19 protein-coding genes are annotated in these 22,578 nt (G+C 63.6%); 10 read left to right on the top strand and 9 right to left on the bottom strand.

What is annotated here, in order from left to right:
• Positions 1-24: 24 nt before the first annotated feature.
• Both KHO23_RS08610 and KHO23_RS08605 read right to left on the bottom strand, forming a co-directional pair.
• Positions 25-1,716 (bottom strand): MFS transporter, encoded by a 1,692-nt coding sequence (locus KHO23_RS08610; RefSeq protein ID WP_211610581.1) that lies wholly within the window; start codon positions 1,714-1,716, stop codon positions 25-27.
• Positions 1,673-3,109: a sigma-54-dependent transcriptional regulator gene (locus KHO23_RS08605; protein ID WP_211610580.1), complete on the bottom strand. Its 1,437-nt coding sequence runs from the start codon at positions 3,107-3,109 to the stop codon at positions 1,673-1,675. The genes KHO23_RS08610 and KHO23_RS08605 overlap by 44 nt, the downstream gene beginning before the upstream one ends.
• A 1,257-nt stretch (positions 3,110-4,366) precedes the next feature.
• Here KHO23_RS08605 and KHO23_RS08600 point away from each other — a divergent pair.
• From KHO23_RS08600 to KHO23_RS08585, 4 genes are all read left to right on the top strand, one after another.
• Complete coding sequence (locus tag KHO23_RS08600) at positions 4,367-4,654, top strand: hypothetical protein (protein ID WP_211610579.1); 288 nt, start codon at positions 4,367-4,369, stop codon at positions 4,652-4,654.
• Positions 4,655-4,716: 62 nt separating this feature from the next.
• Positions 4,717-5,919, top strand: a complete 1,203-nt coding sequence (locus KHO23_RS08595; RefSeq protein WP_211610578.1) for an AAA family ATPase — start codon at positions 4,717-4,719, stop codon at positions 5,917-5,919.
• A gap of 336 nt (positions 5,920-6,255) precedes the next feature.
• Entirely contained in the window at positions 6,256-6,819 is a 564-nt protein-coding gene (locus KHO23_RS08590) for a methyltransferase family protein (protein ID WP_236066766.1), read from the top strand.
• Positions 6,820-6,917: 98 nt separating this feature from the next.
• Positions 6,918-8,360: a nicotinate phosphoribosyltransferase gene (locus KHO23_RS08585; protein ID WP_211610576.1), complete on the top strand. Its 1,443-nt coding sequence runs from the start codon at positions 6,918-6,920 to the stop codon at positions 8,358-8,360.
• 62 nt (positions 8,361-8,422) lie between these two features.
• On the opposite strand, the gene KHO23_RS08580 is transcribed toward KHO23_RS08585, so the two are convergent.
• Both KHO23_RS08580 and KHO23_RS08575 read right to left on the bottom strand, forming a co-directional pair.
• On the bottom strand, positions 8,423-10,261 hold the full coding sequence (locus KHO23_RS08580; RefSeq protein ID WP_211610798.1) for an ABC transporter ATP-binding protein/permease: 1,839 nt from the start codon (positions 10,259-10,261) through the stop codon (positions 8,423-8,425).
• Positions 10,262-10,340: 79 nt separating this feature from the next.
• Positions 10,341-11,216 (bottom strand): extracellular solute-binding protein, encoded by an 876-nt coding sequence (locus KHO23_RS08575; RefSeq protein WP_211610575.1) that lies wholly within the window; start codon positions 11,214-11,216, stop codon positions 10,341-10,343.
• Between the two features lie 284 nt (positions 11,217-11,500).
• Here KHO23_RS08575 and KHO23_RS08570 point away from each other — a divergent pair, with 284 nt between their 5' ends.
• From KHO23_RS08570 to KHO23_RS08560, 3 genes are all read left to right on the top strand, one after another.
• Positions 11,501-11,989, top strand: a complete 489-nt coding sequence (locus KHO23_RS08570) for a molybdopterin-dependent oxidoreductase (RefSeq protein WP_211610574.1) — start codon at positions 11,501-11,503, stop codon at positions 11,987-11,989.
• A gap of 111 nt (positions 11,990-12,100) precedes the next feature.
• Positions 12,101-12,679 (top strand): nitrogen fixation protein NifQ, encoded by a 579-nt coding sequence (locus KHO23_RS08565; RefSeq protein WP_407946046.1) that lies wholly within the window; start codon positions 12,101-12,103, stop codon positions 12,677-12,679.
• A gap of 40 nt (positions 12,680-12,719) precedes the next feature.
• Positions 12,720-13,130: a winged helix-turn-helix domain-containing protein gene (locus tag KHO23_RS08560; protein WP_407946040.1), complete on the top strand. Its 411-nt coding sequence runs from the start codon at positions 12,720-12,722 to the stop codon at positions 13,128-13,130.
• Between the two features lie 58 nt (positions 13,131-13,188).
• Here KHO23_RS08560 and KHO23_RS08555 read toward each other — a convergent pair whose 3' ends face one another.
• Together KHO23_RS08555 and KHO23_RS08550 are read right to left on the bottom strand one after the other, a co-directional pair.
• On the bottom strand, positions 13,189-14,538 hold the full coding sequence (locus KHO23_RS08555; protein ID WP_211610571.1) for a DUF2325 domain-containing protein: 1,350 nt from the start codon (positions 14,536-14,538) through the stop codon (positions 13,189-13,191).
• Positions 14,539-14,658: 120 nt separating this feature from the next.
• On the bottom strand, positions 14,659-15,117 hold the full coding sequence (locus tag KHO23_RS08550) for a hypothetical protein (RefSeq protein ID WP_236066751.1): 459 nt from the start codon (positions 15,115-15,117) through the stop codon (positions 14,659-14,661).
• 516 nt (positions 15,118-15,633) lie between these two features.
• Here KHO23_RS08550 and KHO23_RS08545 point away from each other — a divergent pair.
• On the top strand, positions 15,634-16,113 hold the full coding sequence (locus tag KHO23_RS08545; protein WP_211610570.1) for a nuclear transport factor 2 family protein: 480 nt from the start codon (positions 15,634-15,636) through the stop codon (positions 16,111-16,113).
• Positions 16,114-16,203: 90 nt separating this feature from the next.
• Positions 16,204-17,082, top strand: a complete 879-nt coding sequence (locus KHO23_RS08540; protein WP_211610569.1) for a 2OG-Fe(II) oxygenase — start codon at positions 16,204-16,206, stop codon at positions 17,080-17,082.
• A gap of 14 nt (positions 17,083-17,096) precedes the next feature.
• Here the strand turns inward: KHO23_RS08540 and KHO23_RS08535 are convergent, their stop codons facing one another.
• The 3 genes from KHO23_RS08535 to KHO23_RS08525 all read right to left on the bottom strand — a co-directional run bounded on the left by KHO23_RS08535 (position 17,097) and on the right by KHO23_RS08525 (position 20,359).
• The gene (locus KHO23_RS08535) at positions 17,097-17,531 is read right to left on the bottom strand and encodes a GNAT family N-acetyltransferase (RefSeq protein ID WP_211610568.1); all 435 of its coding nucleotides are present in this window, start codon (positions 17,529-17,531) and stop codon (positions 17,097-17,099) included.
• A 90-nt stretch (positions 17,532-17,621) separates the two neighbouring features.
• Positions 17,622-19,058 carry a DHA2 family efflux MFS transporter permease subunit gene (locus KHO23_RS08530; protein ID WP_211610567.1) on the bottom strand — a complete coding sequence of 479 codons (1,437 nt, stop codon included), beginning with the start codon at positions 19,056-19,058 and terminating at the stop codon, positions 17,622-17,624.
• A gap of 419 nt (positions 19,059-19,477) precedes the next feature.
• Entirely contained in the window at positions 19,478-20,359 is an 882-nt protein-coding gene (locus KHO23_RS08525; protein ID WP_211610566.1) for an isocitrate lyase/PEP mutase family protein, read from the bottom strand.
• Positions 20,360-20,562: 203 nt separating this feature from the next.
• On the opposite strand from KHO23_RS08525, the gene prpR reads away from it, so the two are divergent.
• Positions 20,563-22,527 carry a propionate catabolism operon regulatory protein PrpR gene (gene prpR, locus KHO23_RS08520; RefSeq protein ID WP_236066750.1) on the top strand — a complete coding sequence of 655 codons (1,965 nt, stop codon included), beginning with the start codon at positions 20,563-20,565 and terminating at the stop codon, positions 22,525-22,527.
• The last annotated feature ends 51 nt before the right edge of the window (positions 22,528-22,578 follow it).

The following is a 22,578-nucleotide window of genomic DNA, read 5'->3' as shown; positions in this document are numbered from 1 at the left end:
TGTCGATGAAATAATGCGGCCGCGCTAGGGCTCGCGTTGTGAGCGGATCGTCAAACGCGCCAGCACGGCGCCGGCCAGCGCACACAGCGCCGACATGAGCGCCACCGCCCGCAGCGCCGTGCCCAACGCCTCAGTTTGAGCCTGGGTCACTTCGGCATGCGAAGCGCTGTGCGCGGCGCCGGTTGCGGCCAGGCTTCCATCCCGCCCGGCGGCCTGTGCCAGATGTGCCAGATGTGCCGCCTGACGCACCTCCTGAGGGATAGTCGACGCATCCAGCCGCGCGTCGAGTGCCGCGTCGTGCGACCACACGAACACGATCCCGAGGACGGCAATCGCCAGCAGGCTCGCCACCCTGGCGACGGCGTTATTAATGCCCGAGGCGACGCCCGTACGCGCGGCGGATACGGAGGTCATCACGGTCGTCGTCAACGGTGCGACGGTAATCGTCATGCCGAGCCCCAGCACGACAAGCGCTGGAAAGAAGCCGCGCCAATATTCACCGCGTACCCAGGGCAGGGCGAGCATCGCAAAGCCGATCGCGGCGATTCCCGGGCCCGTGCACAGCAGGGTCCGGGCGCCATAACGGCCCGTCAGGCCGCCGGTGAAACGCGATAACAGGCCGATCGTGACCGGCACCGGCAACAACGCGGCGCCTGCCTCGGTCGCGCTATAGCCATACGCGCGGATCAGCGTGAACGGCAGGAAGAACAGTGCGCCGCCCAGCCCGAAGTAGAGCAGCAGCGTGACAAGGTTCGCGCCGACGAAGTCGCGCGAATGGAACACGTCGAGCGGCATCATCGGATTGCGGGCTTTCGCTTCGAGCGCGACAAAGCCGCTCAGCACGAGCAGGCCGCCGAGAATCAATGCCAGCACCCAGCGGTCGCCGAAGCCGCGCGCCGAGGCGATGGTCAGGCCGTAGGTCAGCGCGGCGAGCCCCGCGGCCGCCGTGACGGCGCCCGGCCAGTCGAGCCCGGACAGCGCGTGCCCCTGGTGCGCAGGGTCTGCGCCGGAACAATCGTCCTGCCGGCTGTCCGGCACGGCGATAACCGCCAGCGCGATGGTTGCGCACGCAATCGGTACGTTAAGAAAGAAAATCGACCGCCACGAAAACGCATCGACGAGCCAGCCGCCCGCCACCGGCCCAAGCGCCGACGTGATCGCGCCGACACCGGCCCAGGTACCGATCGCCCGGCCACGCTCCTTGTCGTCGAACACGGCACCGATGATGGCGAGACTGCTCGGCACCAGCATCGCCGCGCCAATGCCTTGCACGGCGCGCGCCGCGATCAGGGCGCCGGCGCCCGGGGCGAGGCCGCAGCCGATTGAGGCCAGCGTGAACAAACCGATACCCGCGACAAACACGGTGCGCCGGCCAAGCGTGTCGCCAAGCGAGCCACCCACCAGCACCAGCGCGCCGAGAAACAGCAGATACGCGTTGACCACCCACTGGATCGCGGCGACGCTCGCGCCCAGTTCGGTCTGGATCGACGGCAGCGCGACGTTGACCACGGAGCCGTCGATGAACGCCATGCTCGAACCGAGGATGGTCGCGGCAAGCGCGAGCTTTTTGCGCCGGCACGGGTGATCGGGGCTAAGGGGCTGAGCATGGATGGCGAGCGCGTCGCACGGGCTCGCCTGGGCGGGGAGGACGGACGAGCGTCGGCGCACCAGATCAAACCAGCGATGGCGCCTGCCGCTCAGCCTCCTCGTCGGCATCCGTGCCGCCGTTGGCATTCGGCGCGCGCCCGCCCGCCGGTTCCTGATGCAGCCGGTTGGCATGCATGAGGCGATAGAGCGTTGCGCGTGAAATACCGAGTTCGGCCGCCGCCTCGGACAATTTATAGCCGTGCCGCTGCAATGCGTGCTCGATGGCGTCCTTTTCTGCCTTGCTGCGGATCTCCGCCAGCGTGACGGCCGGGCCGTTCTCGGTTTCCGGCAAGCCGAGGTCGCTCGCCGTGATAAAGCGCCCCTCGCTCATCACCACGGCACGGCGCACGCAGTTGATCAGCTCGCGCACGTTGCCCGGCCACGGATAGTTCGACATGGCGACAATCGCGTCGCTCGACAGCCCGCGCAGTTTGCGCGCGCCGTCCTGCTTGTACATGCTGAGCGCATAGTTGGCGAGCAGCTTGATGTCGCCGCCGCGCTCGCGCAACGGCGGCTCGACGAGCCGCAGCACACACAGGCGGTGATACAGGTCGGAGCGGAAGCGGCCGTCTTCGACGGCTTTGTCCAGATCGACGTGGGTCGCCGAAATCACCCGCGCGTCCACGTTGATCTGCCCATTGCCACCCAACCGCTCGATGGTGCCTTCCTGCAGGAAGCGCAGCAGCACCGCCTGGCACTCGTGCGGCATGTCGCCGATTTCATCCAGAAACAGGGTGCCCTCATTAGCGCTTTCGATCCGGCCAATCTTGCGTTGTAACGCGCCCGTAAAGGCGCCGCGCTCGTGGCCGAACAATTCGGCTTGCAGCAGGCTCGGCGGAATCGCCGCGCAATTGATCGCGACGAACGCCCGCCCGGCGCGCGACGAGCGATCGTGAATCGCTCGGGCGGTCAGTTCCTTGCCGGTGCCCGACTCGCCAGCGACGAAAACCGGCGCATCGGTCACCCCGCATTTGTCGATGCGCCGGTACAACTGCTGCATCGCCTCGCATTGCCCAACCATGCCGTGCCGGCCGAGCGAGGGTTCCGGCGCGGCCGGCGGGTGCCGCAGGCTCGACAGCCCGTGCGCGTGGCCGAGCGCGAAGACCAGCCGCTCGTTCAGCCAGGGCCGGGTAACGAAATCGAAGCAATAATCGAGGATGAAGCGGCTGACCAGTTCGTTTTCCGACTGGCCTGGCGCGATCTGCGCGACCCAATTGGTTTCGACGCGCCGCATGCAGGAGACGAGCGCGGACAAATGCTGGGACGTGCAGTCACTGGGCAATTCGACGAGACCGACCTTGATATTGTCGCGCTCGATCATGCGTTCGGCGACCGCCGTGCTCCTCGCGTGCACCGCATGCCAGCCCGATGCGGCCAGGAAGCGGGTGAGATCCTGATCGGGCAGGCTCGACACGTACAGAACGGTGCGCTCGGTGTCGACAGGCGTGCAAGTCGTATTCATGTAACCCCCGGATCGTTGCTGCTCTCAGAACTGCTTTTCGTCGAATTGGACAGACCGGCAAAGACACATTCACGGTAGCGGCAATGGCGGGGGCGTGGAACATGCGGCGTGAGCCGCGGGGTGCGCATTGGCCAGATAACGGAACAGCGTTCAACGCTGAAACCGCATGACTATTTCATCCCCGAATATGATCCCCGAATTTCATCCCCGAATCACAGAAGCCGTTTTATACCGCGGTGGCCTGACACAGGCGCTCTACGTGGCGCATGGCTTAACGATAAGCGAAAGCGCTTTCGAGCGCCATACAAACAAATCTGGATTCAGAAACGTTTTTCCCGTCTCGACCTATCAGCCTTCCACTCAGAAATAACGGGTCAACCCCCGCTATGGGCGCAATGCCACACAGCTTTGCAAATTGCATGGCGGTCTTCGTGCAGCGGATACCGCGCTGTCAAATGACCGTGTCTCAAGCTTGCGACACATTGGGCAATTGCCGCCGGAGGTGCTTCGTGGCCCGAAGCATCGGCATATTTGACCGGGCCACGCCGCAAAACCCGGCCGGGCGCGGTTCGATGCAGAGCGCGGCTAATCATGCAAACGGGCGAATCGTTCCGCAGTGCGTTGGGGGCGAACTCGTCGCGTGTCGAATCCGAATCAAGTGTGGCGTAAGGCATGGTCCACCGAGGTGCGCCGTGGCAAAAATCGCCGTGCAGCAAGGGATTGAAGGTACTTGGCACAGCCATTGCGTCAGGAGGCTCACAAGCGAATGCGTTGCCGCCTGGTTTCTGAAGCACGGGGAAGCAGCAGCCGGAGCCCGGCGGCAAACATTGACTTCGTAAGCGCGGCCGGGGAAGCCAATGTGTCTTACGAGGGTGCGGCGGGGCCACTGAAAAACGGATGTCAAAAAAATGGGGTGAATGATCGATACGAAGTATCGGTCATTCGTCACCGGACGACGTGAAGCACTGACCTCGCCACTTTTTCCGCCTGATTGGACGGACTCGAGGTTGACGGCCGAAGTGGACGGCCATGGCGACAGGTACCGCGCTCGATCAATTCGAGGGCGCGCGACGTACAAAACAGGGAAGGGGCAGCGCACGGTAAGGACCGACCGGCGCGACGAAGCGGGGAGAAATGGCCTGAGCCTCCACAGAGAGGCGCACGGTACGAGGTGAACCGGGCGCCGTACCCGCGCACTAGCGCGGGTACGGCTTACCTGGAAATGGCCTTGAAATGACCTATCAAGCGGGGGTTGTCATGAAAACGATCAGCAAGCCGGCCGCCTTGCGGCTGGACCATCACACCTTGGCGCACGGCGCCGGTCTCTCCTATCAACGGCACTTTGCGCGGCAGCGCTCCTTGTTTGCCGCGCCATCGGCCGATCTGCTCACGCTGGTGATCGCCGAGGCGATGAAGCGCAAGGCTCAGGCCGAGATTCAACGCGACGTGTTGCGCGACGCGATGTATGAGATGCCGGTTTCGCCCGAACGAGGTCATGCCCAGACTGCGGACATCCTGCCATCCGATTCCGACGAATACATCTGAATGTCGACTGTTAATGACACAGCCTTACCGACTGGAAGGCTTTAGTCCGGCGGAGACCCGACATGATCGACATTTTTCTGATTTCTTCCAGCGCGGAGCGCGCGCTGCATATCGTCGCGCGCCTCGAAGAAAGCGGCGCGGTGTATCGCCTGCGCACCGCTTACTGCACGGCACGCCAGCTGCGTATGCACGCCCGCGCCATCCGGAGCGCCGATCTGCTGATCGTCGACGACGTCGATCTGAGCGCGCGCGATCTGGGTGGCGTCGAGGAGGCGCTGGCCTGCTCGCCTGCCTTGCACTGCATGCTGATCACGCCGGCACCCTCCGCCGCCTTGCTGACCGCGGCGACGCGCGTTGGCGTGCGGCATGTGCTGTCATGGCCGCTGGATGCCTACGAGATCGCCGCCGCGCTCACGCCGATCGCCGCGAAAAAAAGTGCAGGCATGCGCCACACCGGGCGGGTCGTCTCGCTGGCATCCTGCAAGGGCGGCAGTGGCACCACGCTGATCGCCGTGAATCTCGCCTGGTCGCTGGCGGCGCTGCGTAACAGGCGCGTGCTGCTGATCGATCTCAGCCAGCAATTCGCCGACGCGAGCCTGCTCCTGACCGCCAAACCGCCGCCCGCGACGCTCGTCGATCTGTGCGCGCAGATCGACCACCTCGACGCCGCTTTGCTGGACGCCTGCGTGATGCACGTCCACCCGAACCTCGACGTGCTGGCGGGGGCAGGCGATCCGATCAGGGCAGCCGCGGTGCTGCCCGGGCACCTGGAGCCCATTCTCGCGCTGGCGCGCAAGCGGTACGACGCGGTGCTCATCGACATCGGCCAGAGCCTCAATTCGCTGACGATCCATGCACTCGATCGCAGCGATGCAATCTGCATGGTGGTGCGGCAAAACCTGCTTTACCTGCACGGCGGCCGCCGGATGCTCGATATTTTTAAGGAACGGGGTTTTCCGGCCAGCAAGGTGAGGGTCGTGGTGAACCAATACGACAAGAATGCGTGCATCAACCTGCCGACGCTCGAACAGACCCTCGGGGCGAAGGTCGCGCACCAGCTTCCGCGTGACGAAAAGCAGGTCAATGAGGCGCTCAACCGCGGCGTACCGCTCCTCACCGCCGCCCACGACAGCGCGCTGACGCAAGGCATCTGCCTGCTTGCCGATATGCTGTGGCCGGCCGTCGCCGAGCCCCGCAAAGGCATACTCGGCCGCCTGTTTGCTACGCGGCCGAACGTGCCGCGGCAACTGAAGCCGGGGCACTGAGCCCATCCGATCGCAAAGACGCGCGCGCCAGGATTGAATCCGGGCGCGCGTGGCATGATATGGACTTCCGGCGGCAGTGACTGCTACTCTGCGACATTGACAGACAAGAAACCCGAATGCAGCGGGCTTGAAAAATAATTCGCATATCGAAATGAGTATGCCATGACAGAGACCACCTCCTCGCGGGGACCCGATAATGAACGCTGTCACCAGGACGCAGCCTTCAGCGACCCGGCGGGCGCGGTGCCTGGCGCCGACGGTGAAGACGACGCGAGACCGGCTGGCGGCGTGCGCGAGGCGTTGATCGAAGTCCTCGCGCGCGCCGCCGCGGCGCTCATGTTGGGCATCTTTACGTACGCAGCGGTCAAGCAATGGCTCGCCGCGCCCACACGCGTCACCTTGTTGCTGTTCGTGGTGAGTGCGTTCATGACCATGGGGCTGGCGCTCTTTGCGCGGGTGCCCATCAAGCGTGACTGGACACCGTTTGCGTTCATTTGCGCGGTAGGTGGGACGTTCTATTTTCTAGCCGTGCGGCTCTCGCCCGGGGTCCAACTCATTCCGGAGCTGGCGGGCGCGTCGTTGCAACTGCTGGGGATTTTCTGGCAACTCTTCGCGAAGGTGTCGCTGCGCAGGTCCTTTGGTATTTTGCCCGCCAATCGCGGGGTGGTTTCTCGCGGGGCTTACCGGTTCGTGCGCCACCCCATGTACCTGGGGTATTTCTTGACGGACATCGGTTTTTTGCTGGCGAACTTCGGGGTCCAGAACGTGATTGTCTACGGATGCCAGTTTGCGTTGCAGGTTGGGCGCATTGTGCGGGAGGAACGGCTCCTGTCCGATGACGAGCGGTATCGGGCTTACCTGAGTAAGGTGCGGTTCCGGGTCATTCCGGGCGTGTTTTGATGATGTATGGTGTAGTTTGGGGCACGGACGGCGTAAGCGGCATGACCCGCTGCCGGCCTGATTACTCTTGAGAGAGCCACACGAGCGCACCATCGTCCATGCAAAACGACATCAACCCGTTCAACGAAATGGCGTCGATCCTGTCGAATCCGATTCTCAACACGGATTCGTATAAGGCGTCGCACTATCTGCAATATCCGCCCGAAGCGTCGGCGATGTTTTCATACATCGAGTCGCGCGGCGGGCGCTATGACCGCACGCTGTTCTTCGGCCTTCAGATGCTGATCAAGGAGTATCTGCTCCGGCCTGTTACCGCCGGGATGATCGATCAGGCGAAGACGTTTTTCACGGCGCATGGCGAGCCGTTCAACGAAGCCGGCTGGCGCCACATCGTCGAACACTGTGGCGGCTATCTGCCGGTGCGGATTCGCGCGGTGCCGGAAGGCTCGGTCGTGCCCACGCACAACGTGCTGGTCACGGTCGAATGTGACGATCCCAAGGTGTTCTGGCTGGCCACGTATCTGGAAACGATGCTGCTACGCGTGTGGTATCCGATTACGGTCGCGACGCAAAGCTGGCATCTGCGCAAAACGATCCGCTCGTACTTGGAGAAGAGTAGCGACGACCTCACGCAATTGCCGTTCAAGCTGCACGATTTCGGCGCGCGCGGCGTGTCGAGTGCGGAATCGGCAGCGATTGGCGGCTCAGCGCATCTGGTCAGTTTCATGGGTTCGGATACGGTGCTCGGCGTCGTGGCCGCGAATCACTATTACAACGAACCGATGGCGGCGTTTTCCGTGCCGGCCGCGGAGCACAGCACGATCACGTCATGGGGGCGCGAGCGTGAAACCGAAGCGTTCCGCAACATGATCGAGAAGTTTGGCAAGCCGGGGGCAATTGTTTCGGTGGTGTCCGATTCCTACGACCTGTTCGCCGCGCTTCAGGCATGGGGCACGGAGTTGAAGCAGGCGGTGCTCGATGCTGGCGGCACGCTGGTGATCCGGCCGGATTCCGGCGATCCGCTGACGATTGTCCTGCAGACCATGCGGGCACTCGAGGCGTCATTCGGTTCGACGATGAACAGCAAGGGGCGGCGCGTGCTCAATAACGTCCGCGTGATTCAGGGCGACGGCGTGAATCCGGATTCGATCGAGGCGATCCTTGCTGGCATGGATAAGGCCGGTTTTGCAGCGGACAACATCGTCTTCGGCATGGGTGGCGCCTTGCTGCAGCAGATCAACCGCGATACGCAGCGGTTCGCCATGAAGTGTTCGGCCATCCGGCTTGGGGATGAATGGCACGACGTCCATAAGGACCCGGTCACCGATGCCGGCAAACGCTCGATGAAAGGGCGGCTCACCTTGCTGGTGAACCGTCACACAGGCGAGTATCGGACAGTGACGTTGCCGGTGACGTGGGATGACCGCACCGTTGAAGGGGAGTGGGACGAGGCGCTCGTCACTGTTTTCGATTCCGGAAAATTGCTCGTGGATATGGCGTTTTCTGAAGTCAGGAAGCGGGCTCACGCAGGTGAGGGCTAGCCGGCGGTTTGCCTTTAATGGCCGCCAGGCCGTCATGCACTGCCTCGGCCAAAACCAACGCGTTAGCTCACATCCCAGACCGACACGCCGGAACCTTCAACATCAATCCGGCACGGGCTTCCTTCCCGCAAGCGGGTATCTTCGTTCGCGATATCGAACCGCACTCCCGCGATATTCAGCCGGACATATCGCTCGCCGCGCCGTAACTCGACCGCGTCGACCTTGCCGGCATAAGCGCCATCGGCCGAAATGACCACCGCGTGGGAGGAGACGCGCCACATCACCCGTTGCCCGGCGGGCATGGCCAAGCCGTCATGACCCGTTGCGATTGCCAACCCGTTGCCAATCTCGACCTGCCCGGGCGCTGTCATCAACCCCTCGCCGACGTTATGCAAGCCGAGCAGTTCGGCCACCCGCATCGAAGCCGGCCGTTCGAACACCGCATCGATGGAACCCGCCTGCAGCACGCGCCCCTGTTCGACAACCAGGACTTCGTCGGCAAGCAGAGCCGCTTCGTCGGGATCGTGCGTGACGATGATCGTCACCGCTGCGATCTCGCGCTGCAACGCGCGCAGCGACTGCTGCAAACGACGCCGCCGCGGTGTATCGAGCGCCGCGAACGGCTCATCGAACAGCAGCAATTCGCTATGACGCGTGAGCGCCCGCGCTAGCGCCACGCGTTGCCGCTGACCGAACGACAATTGATGTGGCAAGCGCGCGACCAGTTGCGCGAGGCCGAGATGATCGAGCCAGTAACGCGCGCTGGCCGCGTCGGCGTCGACGGGAAATGCGAGTTGCTGCGCGACCGTCATATGCGGAAACAAGCCGTAGTCTTGCGGCATATAGCCGATCTGGCGGCGCTCGGGCGGCAGTGGGCTCAAGTCGGCTGCGCCGAGCCGAACGGAACAGGATGCGTTGGATTCGAGCCCTGCAATCAGACGCAACGCCAACGATTTGCCGGAGCCCGACGGCCCGATGATCGCAAGCCGCCGTGTCGCAGGTGTCCACGCTATGTCGAGCTCGAACGCGCCCAGGCGGCGCTGTAAACGGAAGGCAAGGCGACGATCGGAAGTCTCGCCACGGCCCGCCGTCAAATCCGTGCCGGATTCCAGCGCGTCGTCGCCGTTTTCGGTTTGTTCGAACGAGGCTTTCTGCCGAAGGCTGTAAATCGACAGCGCCGCGCAGACAATCGCAATCGCGAGCGTCGGCAGAAGCAGGGGCATCATCGCCGGCAGGCCCTGGCCACCGAATACGACGTAGGTGTAGACCGGCAGCGAATACGGGTGATAAGCCACCATGACCGTCGCGCCGAACTCGCCGAATGCGCGCAACCAGGCTAGCGCGAGCCCCGCGCGAATCGCCGGCCACGCAACGGGCAACATCACCCGGAAAAAGCGGCTGCCCGCATGGTGGCCGAGCGTCGCGGCCACATCGTCGAGCACCGGGTCCACGGCGGCGAACGCCGATTTTGCGGCGATGATGAGGAAGGGCGCGGCCACGAAAATTTCCGCGAGGACGATGCCGGCGAACGAATCGGTCAGCGCCCCGCCGGTGAACCGGCCGACCCAGCTATACGGGCCGAGCAGAAACAGCAGCAGCACGCCGCTCGTGAGTGGCGGCAGGGCGAGCGGCAACTGTACGACGAAGCCGAGCAGCGCCATCTTGCGCGAATTCGAGCGCGCCAGCAGATAGCCGAGCGGCACGCCGCCGAGCAGAATCACGAACGAGGCCACACTGGCGCTGGCCGCCGATACACCGACCGCCGACCACACCGCGGGCCAGTCGACATTCGGCCAATCGGCCGCCCCGAGTTGCGGCACGCTCGCGATAAACGGGGCGCACAGATAGACGGCGAGCAGCGCCGCCAGCCACAGCAGCGGCCGCGAGGCGGACGGTTTCACGGTCTGACTTACAGCCTGACTCGCCGCCTGATTCATCGCCTGATCCATAGCCTGATTCACCGCCTGTTTCACCACCACCTTACTGCGCGGCGTCGATCACGGCCTGCACCGAGGGCGGCATGGCTTGCACGTTGCCGGTAACGGTCGGTTTGACGACATCCACGCCGTGTTGCTTGAGCAGCGCGCGCCCTTGCGCGCTCAGCAGGAAGTCGACAAAGCTGCTCGCGCCCGCATGGTTCGGGGCATCGCTGAGAATTGTCAGCGTGTAGCTCGCTTTGGCCTGCAATTCCGGTGCCGGACGGATTGCCGGAATTTTCAGGTCGGACGTTTCGGTCGAGTAGAAGAACCCGGCATCGAGCTGGCCGGATTGCAGGCGGCCCACCAGCGTTTCTTCAGGCAAAACCTGGTCGGGATTTTCCGCGGCGCCCAGCGTTTTCTCGACAAGATCCGGCTGATGATAGAGATCCGCCGCCTTCGTCATCATCTCGACGGTGAATGCGCCCTTTGGGTCGAGCTTCGGATCGGTACGGCCAATGCGGATGCCCGGCTCCTGCAACACCTGGTCCCAGCGCTTGTTCTTGAAGTCCGCAGCAAACCTGCTTTGCGGGTTGTAGCCGATCATCAGCGGCGATTCGGCGAAGTTCACGTACCACGTAACGTGCTCGCCGTTCGCCTCGCCCATCAGGCTGGCGTTCACCTTCGGGCTCGCGCTGATGAACACGTCGCCGCGGCGCAGTTTGCCCTTGATCTCGTTAGCAATCTTGTTCGAGCCCGCCGCATAGCCGCGGAAGTGCTGGCCGGTGGCCTTTTCAAAGGCGGGTCCCACGCTGCGCTCCATCAGATTGACGAGCGAACCGGCGTACAGCACGTTGACCGTGTCGTCTTGCGCGAAGGCGGGCGCGGCCGTCGCCACGCCGGCCACGACCACGAAAGATGCAAGCAGCTTGCGAATCATGCGATTAACCCCGGTACGTTATTAAGAGCGCTATATTACGACGTCATTGCGTGGCGTTGTGTGTTGCTGCGCGCTCGGTGGGGTCAATTCAATTGAGCGGGAAAATCCGCCCATAGCTCGATCGAGATGAGCCCGAGGCGGCGCGGCGGATGGGCGCCGATATGTTTGCCGATATATTGCGTATCGATGCATTTTTGCGCCACGGCAGCCGTCGCGGCGTAATATACGCACGGACATAACGAGTGAACAGGCCGCTCAGGCAACAATGCTGGAGATAACCGCGTATGGATAGTGTGAATGTGATTGCCGCGCCTGCCGTCGATGGCGCGCTCGTCCTGAGCGGACGGTTCCAGCGGCCCTTGTCTTTCGACCTCGAACGGCTCAAGGCTTACGAAAGTGTGCTGAGCGCGCCGTTCGATCTGCGCTGTTACACGACGAACCGCTTCATCCGCAGCGTCGAGCCCTATCGCGGCGTGCGTTTGACGACGCTGATCTCGGAGGCGGGCCTGCCGAACGAGGTGCCGGGCGAGTTCAAGCGCACGGTGTTCGTAGCGGTGGGACACGATGGCTATGTCGTGACGTTTTCATGGCATGAACTGTTCAACACACCGGTCGGCGAGAACGTGCTGGTCGCCTACGAATCCGGTGGCCGCGCGCTCGATGCTGACGAAGGCGCGCCGATTCTGTTTTCCGGTTCGGACATTCTGCCCGCGCCACGCCACGTCAAACGTCTCGCGCGCATCGAGGCGCACGTTTTGAAGCCGTCGGCGTAGGCAACTCCAGCCACAGGCGTAACATGGTCCGCTGTTCATCATCGCGTTACCGCCATGCCTGACGAACCGCTTTCGCCTACCGCAGAGACTGCCGCGCCCGGCGCCGAAGGGCTGCGTGCACCGCTCGATGCGCAGGTCGCCGAGCGCGTGGCAACGTGGCTGGCAGCGGCCACGAACGCTGCGTCGCCCGATACGCAACTGTTCGCGAAGCTGATTGCCGCGCGCGACGTGCGCAACGAACTGGCGCTGCTCGGGTTGCCGCAGCGGGTGTGGCGCGGGCTGCTGGCGCGGCACTTCGTGCATGCGGCCGCGCCTGCTCCGTTGTCTGCATTGCCACCCGTCGATACCGGCGAGCACACGGTATTCGTCGAAACGCTACGTGCGCTGCTGCTCACGTATGCCAGCAGCGCCGTCGACGCGGACGACGCTCGCTGTCTTGCCTCGATCATCGCTCACGCGTGCCTGCGGCCCGATCACCTGTGGCGCGATCTCGGTCTTGCGGGCCGCGAAGAAGTCACCTGGATGCTGATGCGTTATTTCCCGACGCTGGTCGGGCTGAATGTCGGCAAGCTGCGCTGGAAGAAATTCCTTGCCCAGCAGCGCGCGCTTTCCTTAGGGCTTGAGCCCGGTCCGGCTCCCGGTTGTCCGGGCTGCGAAGACTACGGCCATTGCTTTTCCGGCCACCCCTGAGGACTGTTCGGCCAGGGTGGCAGGGCGAGACGGTTCGTGTATGCTTTCGCGCATGGCTGATACCGCGAAAACCAAACCAAGACCCGCGACAAAATCCGCGAAACCGCGTCCCGAAGTGCGCTTCAGAATGCGCATCCGCAGCGGTGACGCCGTCGCGCTCGGGCCGGGCAAAGTCGAACTGCTCGAAGCCGTGCGCGAGTACGGTTCGATTTCGGCTGCGGCACGCAGCCTCGGCATGTCGTACCGGCGTGCATGGCTGCTGATCGACGAACTGAACCGCTCGCTCAAATCGCCCGCCACGCATTCGGAGCAGGGCGGTCAAAGCGGCGGCGGTTGTACGCTGACGCCGGTGGGCGAAAACATCATCCGTTTGTATCGTGACGTCGAAGTCGAGGCGCAACGAAGCTGCGCGAAACAGATCGCCGAGTTGACCCGGCTGATTCGCTCCTGAGCAGCGGCTGGGGCTGGGGGGCTAATAGCTCCCCGGTTCAGCGCTCAGTGCTCAGTGCTCAGCCGTGGCGCAGGCAAAACGCCGAGGCCGGCGGATTGCCCAACTGGGCAACATGCTCGGGGCGCAGGCGGTCCACCAGTTCGACAAAGCTCGCCACGCTTGCCGTGCGCAACGGGTGGTAGTCGATCTGATGACGCTCGCACACCCTTTTGAGCGTATTCATCGAATCGTGATCGACGCAGTCGACCGGAAACACAACCATATCCGCACCCGGCAACGCAGCGGCAAGCAGGCCCTTGCGATCTTCCACGCCGCCGTCGTGCACCATCAGATCACCGCCGGCGGCGTCCACCAACCGCTTGAGCGCGGCATTCGAACCGGGGCGGCCGCCCACATACACAATCCGTTTGCCGCGCAGGCTGTCGAGGCTGGCTTGCCGCATCTGTGCGCCATCGCTATGGGTCGCATCCACCGTTGCGCGTTCCAGCGCGTCGCATTCGCTTTGCACCAGTTTGAGCAGCGCCAAGGCCTGATCGCGGCTCTTGCGTAGCGCGAGCGCCGCGCCTTGTTCCTGCAGCGCACGCTGTTCAGCGGCCTCACGGCGGCTGGTGTGCAGCGCCACCCGCTGGTCGGCGTCGGCCAGCCTGTCGCGCAGCCTTGAAATCTCGGTTTCGAGATCGGTGGGATCCGTCGGGGTCTGACGCGTGGCCAGAGCGGTGAGCTGCGCGATCTGCTCATTGAGCACGGCGATCGACGCGTCGCGCTGCATGCTGGTCTCCTGGAGGCAGCGTTGCTGCCGCTCGACTTTCTCCTTCAACTCGGCGTTTTCCGTTTCGAGCGCAACCAGTCTGCGAATGTCCGCGCGATTCGCCGCGCCGACCAGATGCGACAGCATGTGCAATTCGCCGAACGCTTTCTGGCGCACGTGCAAGCTCGCGCACGGATGCGTCATCAGCGCCCAGTAAGCCGGTGGGATGTCACCGTTGCTCAGCGCTTCGTCCCAGAGCTTCAGCAGATCGACGCCATCGGCGGCTTTGTCGAAACGGCGGATTGCCCCCGCATAGCGCTCGTCGAGCAACTTGTGCAGGGCTTTGGCGCCGGCGCCGCCGTCGATCGCGAGTTCGACGGCCGAGTGGTGAATCTCCAGATCGCTCGCGTCGCGGCTGTCGAGGCCGGTGAATTTAGGCACCAGCTTGCGCAGTTCATGCGTGCTGAGACAGGTGCCGATGATCGAACAATGGAGTTGGCCATCGAGCTCGGCGAGGCGCGCACGCCGTTTGGCGTTCGAGAACGATACCTTGGCGGGCGTGCAGCACGGGTCGGCCGCGCGCATGCCGGTGCCGGCCAGCTCGTCGCTGGACAGTTTGAGACGCGGGGGGTGGGCGAGTCGAAACGGCGGCGTGTGCATGAGGACCTCGAATCCGGTTCTGGCGTCAGGTTGACTGAACGTGCGTGCTGGACACGCGTGCCATGCAGGCGGGACTGGCGATATGTTCGTCGATATATAACGATGGGCAAACGAAAACGTTCATAGGCGGCAATGGCGATCGAGAACATGCCCAACGCACAGACCGATAAAGGCCGTGTCGAGCCGTTCGAGTTCCACCACCACCTTGCGTAGCGCAGCCAGGTCGTTGCTAAACGCGTCCGAGAAAATCGCGTCGCGAAGCTGTTCTGCCGAGCGCGCCTCTTCGATCGCAGCTTTCAGATCGCGCAGACGGACGAAGGCCGCCGCTTTGGCCTGTTCGGCAAGGATCGACAGCAGCTGGTTCAACGAGTGCGAACCCGAGGTGCCCACCGAAGCGAAGTTCAATTGATCGTCCCTGAACATCAGCACGAAGCGCTGCACGCTGCCATAAAGGCGCCGGTAAGCATCGACAACATCTCGGATCAGTTCGGCGCGGCCGCGTTCGGACGCCGACTTCACCGCGACGATAGTCGACGAAAGCCCTTTCGGGAGGCGTCCCGCCGGGTTGGATAAGCTCAATCGCGATGTGGATGGCGATGTGGATGGCGATGTGGATGGCGATGTAGGTGGATTACGCACCGCTGCGGGCTCCTGCTTGTTTGTTTCGCTTCGTCGCGCGCGGATTCAGGGCGAGCCACCGCGCTCCACGAGAGCATACCGTGATATTTGACAGGATATAACGAAAGGCGGCGCGAGTGTTGCAGAGGCGGTTTTACCTGCTTCGGGCGAACTCGATAAACGCCCGGAAAGACGTCCGGAAAGACGCCCGGACGGCCGGCGCCCGTTCGAATTTGCGAAAGGCAACGCCGATTTTCGAAGCGATAGGTTTGCCGGCGATGCCGGGTGCGAGGGGGGGCGTCGAAAGGGTGGGCGTTGACCGGAGCGGCCGCTGCCTTGCCGTCCGGACGGGCCTTACCACCCCGGCTGCTCCGTTTTCCGATATCGTGTGCGGCTTGTGCGCGCTCAAACCCCGGTGCGCGCTTCTTTCCGGGTGCGTTTCCTCGACCGGCCACGTACAAGCACAAACACGAGACCATGAGCCATCTCAACACCGAACTGATCGAGCGTTTCTATACCGCGTTCCAGCGGCGCGACGCTGAAACAATGGCCACCTGCTATGCCGACGACGTAGTCTTCAGCGATCCGGCCTTTGGCGAGCTACGCGGCGAAGAGGCGCGCGACATGTGGCGTATGCTGGTGGCGCGCGCGCAGGACTTCTCGCTGACGTTCGACCGTATTGACGCCGATGAGCTCACCGGCCGCGCCCACTGGGTGGCCCGTTACACTTTCAGTCAGACGGGCCGCACGGTGGTCAACCGCATCGACGCCCGTTTTGTGTTTCGCGACGGCCGCATCGCCGAACATCGCGATACGTTCGACCTTTGGCGTTGGGCCCGTCAGGCTTTGGGCATCAAGGGCACACTACTCGGCTGGACACCTTTCGTGCAGCGCGCAATCAGGGCACAGGCAAGAAAAGGCCTCGATCTCTATCGACGCAGGCAGCGCCGCACGTAACCGGTCAGCCCGGCGCATGCGGCCCAGTCTTGCCATGAGCCGGCCAGTTGATGCAGTATTTCTGCGAGATGAACAAGCGGGGGGAGTTCGATGCCGGTAGTAGATGCGTCATGGGAAGCGTGGCTGAGCAGCAATGTAGCGCGCGGTTGCAGCATCGACTCGATGATCGACGCGATGGTGCAAGCCGGTTTCGCCACGGAAGCCGCGCGCGCGGAAGTGCACAAGGCGTTCAGCATGAACCCGGCGGAAGCAGGCGGCTCGCCGCAGGCCGCGACTGAGGCGGCGCTGGTCAAAACCGGGCCGCAAACATACGAGTACGACGCGTTGCCCGTTGCGCGTGGGAATGTGATCCGTGCGCACGATCGCGACGTCCGCGTATTGATGCGCTGCGAGCGGCCGCAGGTGATCGTGTTCGCCGATGTGCTGTCGCCGGAAGAATGCGACGAGATGATCGAACGCTCGCGTCATCGGCTGAAACGCTCGACCACGGTCAATCCCGAGACTGGCAAGGAAGACGTCATTCGCAACCGCACCAGCGAAGGCATCTGGTACCAGCGCGGGGAAGACGCGTTCATCGAAAAGATGGACCGCCGTATCTCGAGTCTGATGAACTGGCCGGTCGAGAACGGCGAAGGGCTGCAGATTCTGCATTACGGCACGACCGGCGAATATCGCCCGCACTTCGACTATTTTCCGCCGGATCAGGCCGGTAGCGCGCTGCATACCGCGCAGGGCGGCCAGCGCGTGGCGACGCTTGTGATCTATCTGAACGACGTGCCGGACGGCGGCGAAACGATTTTCCCGGAAGCGGGATTGTCAGTCGCGGCAGTCAAGGGTGGCGCGGTGTATTTCCGTTATATGAACGGCCAGCGCCAACTCGATCCGCTGACCTTGCACGGCGGCGCGCCGGTGCTCGGCGGCGACAAGTGGATCATGACGAAGTGGATGCGCGAGCGGACCTACGGGTAAGGCACGCCCTCCGCTCAAGCCGTCTTGTAGACGTTCGGGTTATGCAGCTCCATATAGCGCTCCGGCGCTGTCAGTTCCTTGAAGCCGTGCGGCTTGTAGACGTGGTGGGCGTCGGTCGTCACCAGCACGATTCGGCGCAAGCCGGTCAGCGACGGGCTGGCAAATACGTGTTTCATCAACGTCGACGCGACTCCCTTGCCGCGGTATGCCGGCAGCACGAAGACATCGCACAGGTAGGCAAATGTCGCCCGGTCTGTCACCAGACGGGCAAATGCGATCTGCTTGCCTTCGCTATACGCGCCGAAACATAGCGACCCCTCGATCGCCCGGTCGAACGTCTCGCGTGGCATGTCCTTCGCCCATGGGGTCTCCTTCGAGAGGAACGCGTAGATCGTCTCCATGTCGAGGTCGGACTGGTCGCTCGAAATCGTCAACTCGTTTGCTTGCACCGCGTGTCTCCACGTGTTCTGATCAGGTATTCAAAGGATGCCGCTGCTTCAACTCCCGTTTCAAACCCTTTCATCCAGCTTGCTTTGCGCCTAGCTTTTCGCCGGATCTTCGACGCCGCGCGAACCGCCGCCAATGCTCTGCCCGGCGTTGCGGGCAAGACCCAGGTAGCCGGTCACGGACAGCAGCGTCAACACACCGGCAAACAGAAACGCGAGGCGGAAATCGTCCAGGGTGAATACACGGCCGGTCGTCTCGCCGTTGAAGAAAGCTGCCGCGCGCAGCGAAACGGCGCCGAAGGCAATGCCAAGACCGATTGTCATCTGGGCGGCAGCGCTCCATAGCGTGCTCGCCGCGCTCATCTGCGGTTGCGAGACGTCTGCGTAGGCGAGCGTGGCAAGCGTCGAGAATTGCATCGAGCGCGCGACGCCGTAAATGAACACGACGAACAACACCAGCAAGAGCGGCACGTTCGGCGTCAACAGCCCGCAGGCAATAATGAAAACACCCGCCACCATCACGTCGATAATCGACACCATCCGGAAACCGTAGCGTTGCAGGATGCGCGTGGTCAGCGCCTTCATGCCGAGGTTGCCGAGGGCGCTCGCCAGTAACAGAAGGCCCGATTTGAACGCCGACAAGCCGAAGCCAACCTGGAACAGCAGCGGCATCAGATACGGTACCGCGCCAATGCCGATGCGCGTGAACGACCCGGTCACCACTGTCACGGAAAACGTCGGGATTTTCAGCGTGGATACGTCGATCAGCGGATGCGGGTGACGCTTCGCGTGCTGGAACGCCACCACGCCCATCACCAATCCGCCGATGATGAGCGCGCCCGCCACCCACGGATTCTCGCCGGGCTGACTCGCCAGTTCAGCGCCATACAGAATCGCCGTCAGTGTCGTGGCGCTCAGCAGGAGGCCGACGACGTCGAGCGGCTTGCGTTCGGTGCCGCGCAGGTTCGGTACCAGCGCGAGCGCAACGGCCATGGCGGCCAGACCGAACGGCACGTTCAGCAGAAAGATCCAGCGCCATGACGCATAGGTGGTGATGAAGCCGCCCACCGGCGGTCCGACCACCGGCGCGGCAATCGCCGGCCAGGTGATGGTCGAGATCGCCTGCATCATGCGGCTCTTCTCCGTATTGCGCACCACGATCAAACGGCCCACCGGCACCATCATTGCGCCGCCTATGCCTTGCAGTAGCCGCGCGGCCGTAAATTCAGTCACGTTCTGCGACAAACCGCACAACACCGAAGCCACCGTGAACACACCGATCGCGCTGAAGAATACCGTGCGTGAGCCGCAACGGTCGGCGACCCAGCCGCTCGCCGGGATGAAGATCGCCAGCGCCAGCATGTAAGCCGTCATACCGAGGCTCAGGCTGTTCGGACCGACGCCGAACGAGTGCGCCATCTGCGGCAGCGCGGTCGCGATCACCGTGGTGTCGAGATACTCCATGAAGAAGGTGGCCGCGACGATATACGGCAGCCAGCCGATATGTGAATGGCGTGCGCCGCTGGTCATTGCACCGTCCCCGGCGCCTGGCCATTGCGTGTGAATTCGATGACGCCTTTAGCGTGCCGGCATGCACCGCGCAATTGCTTTGACTTCATGTTTGCGACAACCTTTCGAAAGCGTGTTTCCGGCGTTCCTCATCAGGCGAACAATAAGGCCGCGGCCTGTTTGGCGTCGGTGGAGTCATTGGGGCAGGCAAACTGATGGCCTTTATCCATGGCAGTCACGCCTGGACCACAACGCGTAGCCACCACCGCGTGCACGCGAATGCGCAGCTGTCGCACTTAAGCCGCCACCTGCGGCCGCCAACCCTGCATCGTAACGCAACAATTCACGACGCACAGCGGTAGACGGCAGCAAACGGGGCGCATTGCGGTGCGCGCTGGCGACAGCGCGAAGCGCGCCGGAAACACGGCTTTTCTCGCCGCTCAGTCCTTCGCCGCGTATTCCCGATCGAGCTTGTCGTACAGCGGCTTGTTCACGAGGCGCTGGCGTTCGCTAAAGGGGGCGACCAGGCTGGCGTCCTCATCGAGGCGGCCATTGCTTTTCAGCGTGCCGAGCGCGCGCTGCATGCCGAGCACCGCGCCTTGCAGCGCCGCGTTCGCGTACAGGACGATGCCGTAGCCGAGTTTGCCGAGCGCTTCGCGCGATTGCACCGGCGTCTTGCCGCCGATCACGATGTTGATCAGTTGCGGCTTGTCGAACAGTCCCGGCAAACGCTCGATGTCAGCAAGCGATTCGGTCGCTTCGATAAACAGAATGTCCGCGCCGGCTTCGATGAAGCGATGGCCGCGCTCGATCGCGTCTTCAATGCCGTGGACCGCGGCCGAATCGGTGCGCGCCATGATCTGCAGATTGCCGTCTTCGCGGGCATCGACGGCCGCGCGGATCTTGCCGACCATCTCGCTCGTGCCGACGACTTCCTTGCCGGCGAAGTGGCCGCATTTCTTCGGCATGACCTGGTCTTCGAACTGGATCACGTCGGCGCCGCTGCGCTCGAGCACGCGCACAGTCTGGCGCACGTTCAGCGCGTTGCCGAAGCCGGTGTCGGCGTCGACGATCAGCGGCAGCGCAACCGCGTCGCGAATCCGCGCGCAATGCTCGGCGACTTCGGCCAGGCCGATGAAGCCAAGATCGGGCAGACCGAGCGACATGTTAGTGACACCCGCGCCCGTGATGTAGATCGCTTCGAAGCCGGCGTCTTCGATCACGCGCGCGCTCATGGCGTTGAAGGCGCCCGGCACGAGCAGGCCCTGGCGTTGTTTGACTTTGGCGCGGAAGGCGGCGCGGCGGGTAGCGGAAGTGGTCATGGCTGTGTGTCTCCGGATAGGACGTGAGTGATAGAACGCCGGGTTGTATTCGCAGGAAGCATGCCATTCGCCGACATTCTGAATTTAGGTAGAGCAATCAATGGGTTAGGTAAGGCGGAAGCGGCGTCGCGGATCATGGCAGAATATCGGAACGTTCCATGAAACGTTTCATGGAACGTTCCAGCTACGAGCGGAGCGTTGTAATGTCTATTTTCACGTCGTCCCTTGCTAATCCCGATCCCGGCCGCCCAGGTGTTGCATTGGTGAGTATCAGCCGGTTGCAATCGCTTTGCGAGACTGTTGCGCCGCGTTATACCGGGCGCGCCAGGTTCTTTTCGGTCCGGGAAGGCTACGGTGCCGCCGTCACGGCCCTGCAGGCCTATGTGGACGCGGGCTCGGTCGATGTCGTACTGGCGGCCGGATCGAACGGCGCCTACCTGCGCGACAACCTGAGCGTGCCGGTGGTGATGGTCAAGGTGAACGGGTTCGACGTGCTGAGCGCGATCACCCGCGCCACGACGACCTGGCCTCGCGCGCAGATCGGCCTTGTCCTGCACGAAACCATCTCGCACGAACTCGCGGACCTGAGCGCGTGGCTGAACGTTGGCCTGAAACAGCGGGCTTACCGCTCGATCGACGAAGTGCGGCTCGCGGTCAACAATCTGGCGGCCGAAGGCTGCCGCGTGATAATTGGCCCCGGCATGGCCTGCGATCTCGCCCAGCAAGCCGGCCTTGAGAGCGTCTTTCTGTACTCGCTCGGCGCGGTCGAAGAAGCGTTCGAGCGCTCGGTCGAACTGGCGCGCGTGAGCCGCCAGAAGGAGTCGAAGCGGGTGCGCCTGAACACGATCGTTGCCCATCTGCGCGACGGCGTGGCCGCCTTCGACGACGCCGGACAGCTCGAAGCCGTCAATCCGGCCATGCTCGATCTGCTCGGACTCGACCGCGAACAGGACGTCCCGGCGCAATTGACGCGCGCCGTCGGCCCGTGGCTGCGCGAGACGCTCGAGCATGACATGCCGGTCGAAGAGCGCATCGAGCAGATCGGCGGCCGCGCGCTGATCGTCAATTGTGTGCCGATCGTCGAACAGGGCTTGCGTTCGGGCTCGGTGGTCACCGTGCAGGATGCGCTGGTCGCGCAGCGGATCGACCGCTCGCTGCGGACCAGCCAGCGGCCGAAGCATCTGGTCGCGCGGCACCATCTGGACGACCTGACCGGCAGTTCGGCGGCGCTCGAGCGGGTGCGGCGGCTCGCGCGCGCAGGCGCGGCTCACGACGCCACCGTGTTGTTGAGCGGCGAAAGCGGCACCGGCAAGGAACTGGTTGCGCAAGGCATCCACAATGCCAGCCGGCGGCGCGGCAATCCGTTTGTCGCGTTCAATTGCGCGGCGCTCCCTGAAGGGCTGATCGAAAGCGAACTGTTCGGCCATGAGGAAGGGGCGTTCACCGGCGCGCGCCGCGGCGGCAAGCCGGGCCTTTTCGAAATCGCCCACACCGGCACGATCTTTCTCGACGAAATCGGTGAGATGCCGGCGGCGCTGCAAAGCCGCCTGCTGCGCGTGTTGCAGGAGCGCGAAGTCATGAAGCTCGGCGCCGGACGCGCAACGCCCGTCGACGTGCGGGTGATCGCCGCCACGCATCGCGATCTGCACGCGCTGGTCGAGCAGGGCGCGTTTCGCGCGGATTTGTACTTTCGACTGAACCTGCTTCAGATAGAACTGCCGCCCCTGCGCGAACGGCGCGGCGACGTCGCGCAACTGGCGCGGCACTTGTTGAACCGCAGTGCGCTCCAGTTTGGGCTGTCGGGTGCCGCGCTCGAGCGGGTGCTGGCGTTTCTCACGCCCTTGTTCGAGTTCTACGCGTGGCCCGGCAATGTGCGGGAGCTGGAAAATCTGCTGGCGCGCGCCGCCATTTATCTGAGCGATTCGGCGGACGTTGGCGGGCAGGACCTGCAGGCAGTGTTTCCGGAATTCGGGCGGATGCGGCAGACGGTCGCGGCCGTGCGGGGCGCCGTGGCCCAGGTCCACGCCAATGGTGACGCCCCGGTTCGTCACTCGCCCACCCGCGAGGATGTCATGCACGCCCTCGAACAGGCCGGCGGCAACCGCGCTGCGGCAAGCCGGGCATTGGGAATCGGCCGCACAACCCTTTGGCGGCTTATGAAGGACTGAGCCCAGGATTGGTGCGGTGCAATAGCCGCCGGTCGGTATTCAAATAGTAAT

Source organism: Paraburkholderia haematera (assembly GCF_905220975.1).
Lineage (GTDB): Bacteria > Pseudomonadota > Gammaproteobacteria > Burkholderiales > Burkholderiaceae > Paraburkholderia > Paraburkholderia haematera.
Note: the sequence above shows the minus strand (reverse complement) of the source record. Positions and strands in the feature narration are given on the sequence as shown.

Bases quoted from the DNA above. Each gene is read 5' to 3' on its own strand.
- KHO23_RS08610 (WP_211610581.1), bottom strand. From the start codon at position 1,716: ATGCCGACGAGGAGGCTGAGCGGCAGGCGCCATCGCTGGTTTGATCTG.
- KHO23_RS08605 (WP_211610580.1), bottom strand. From the start codon at position 3,109: ATGAATACGACTTGCACGCCTGTCGACACCGAGCGCACCGTTCTGTAC.
- KHO23_RS08600 (WP_211610579.1), top strand. From the start codon at position 4,367: ATGAAAACGATCAGCAAGCCGGCCGCCTTGCGGCTGGACCATCACACC.
- KHO23_RS08595 (WP_211610578.1), top strand. From the start codon at position 4,717: ATGATCGACATTTTTCTGATTTCTTCCAGCGCGGAGCGCGCGCTGCAT.
- KHO23_RS08590 (WP_236066766.1), top strand. From the start codon at position 6,256: ATGTTGGGCATCTTTACGTACGCAGCGGTCAAGCAATGGCTCGCCGCG.
- KHO23_RS08585 (WP_211610576.1), top strand. From the start codon at position 6,918: ATGCAAAACGACATCAACCCGTTCAACGAAATGGCGTCGATCCTGTCG.
- KHO23_RS08575 (WP_211610575.1), bottom strand. From the start codon at position 11,216: ATGATTCGCAAGCTGCTTGCATCTTTCGTGGTCGTGGCCGGCGTGGCG.
- KHO23_RS08570 (WP_211610574.1), top strand. From the start codon at position 11,501: ATGGATAGTGTGAATGTGATTGCCGCGCCTGCCGTCGATGGCGCGCTC.
- KHO23_RS08560 (WP_407946040.1), top strand. From the start codon at position 12,720: ATGCTTTCGCGCATGGCTGATACCGCGAAAACCAAACCAAGACCCGCG.
- KHO23_RS08555 (WP_211610571.1), bottom strand. From the start codon at position 14,538: ATGCACACGCCGCCGTTTCGACTCGCCCACCCCCCGCGTCTCAAACTG.
- KHO23_RS08545 (WP_211610570.1), top strand. From the start codon at position 15,634: ATGAGCCATCTCAACACCGAACTGATCGAGCGTTTCTATACCGCGTTC.
- KHO23_RS08540 (WP_211610569.1), top strand. From the start codon at position 16,204: ATGCCGGTAGTAGATGCGTCATGGGAAGCGTGGCTGAGCAGCAATGTA.
- KHO23_RS08530 (WP_211610567.1), bottom strand. From the start codon at position 19,058: ATGACCAGCGGCGCACGCCATTCACATATCGGCTGGCTGCCGTATATC.
- KHO23_RS08525 (WP_211610566.1), bottom strand. From the start codon at position 20,359: ATGACCACTTCCGCTACCCGCCGCGCCGCCTTCCGCGCCAAAGTCAAA.
- prpR (WP_236066750.1), top strand. From the start codon at position 20,563: ATGTCTATTTTCACGTCGTCCCTTGCTAATCCCGATCCCGGCCGCCCA.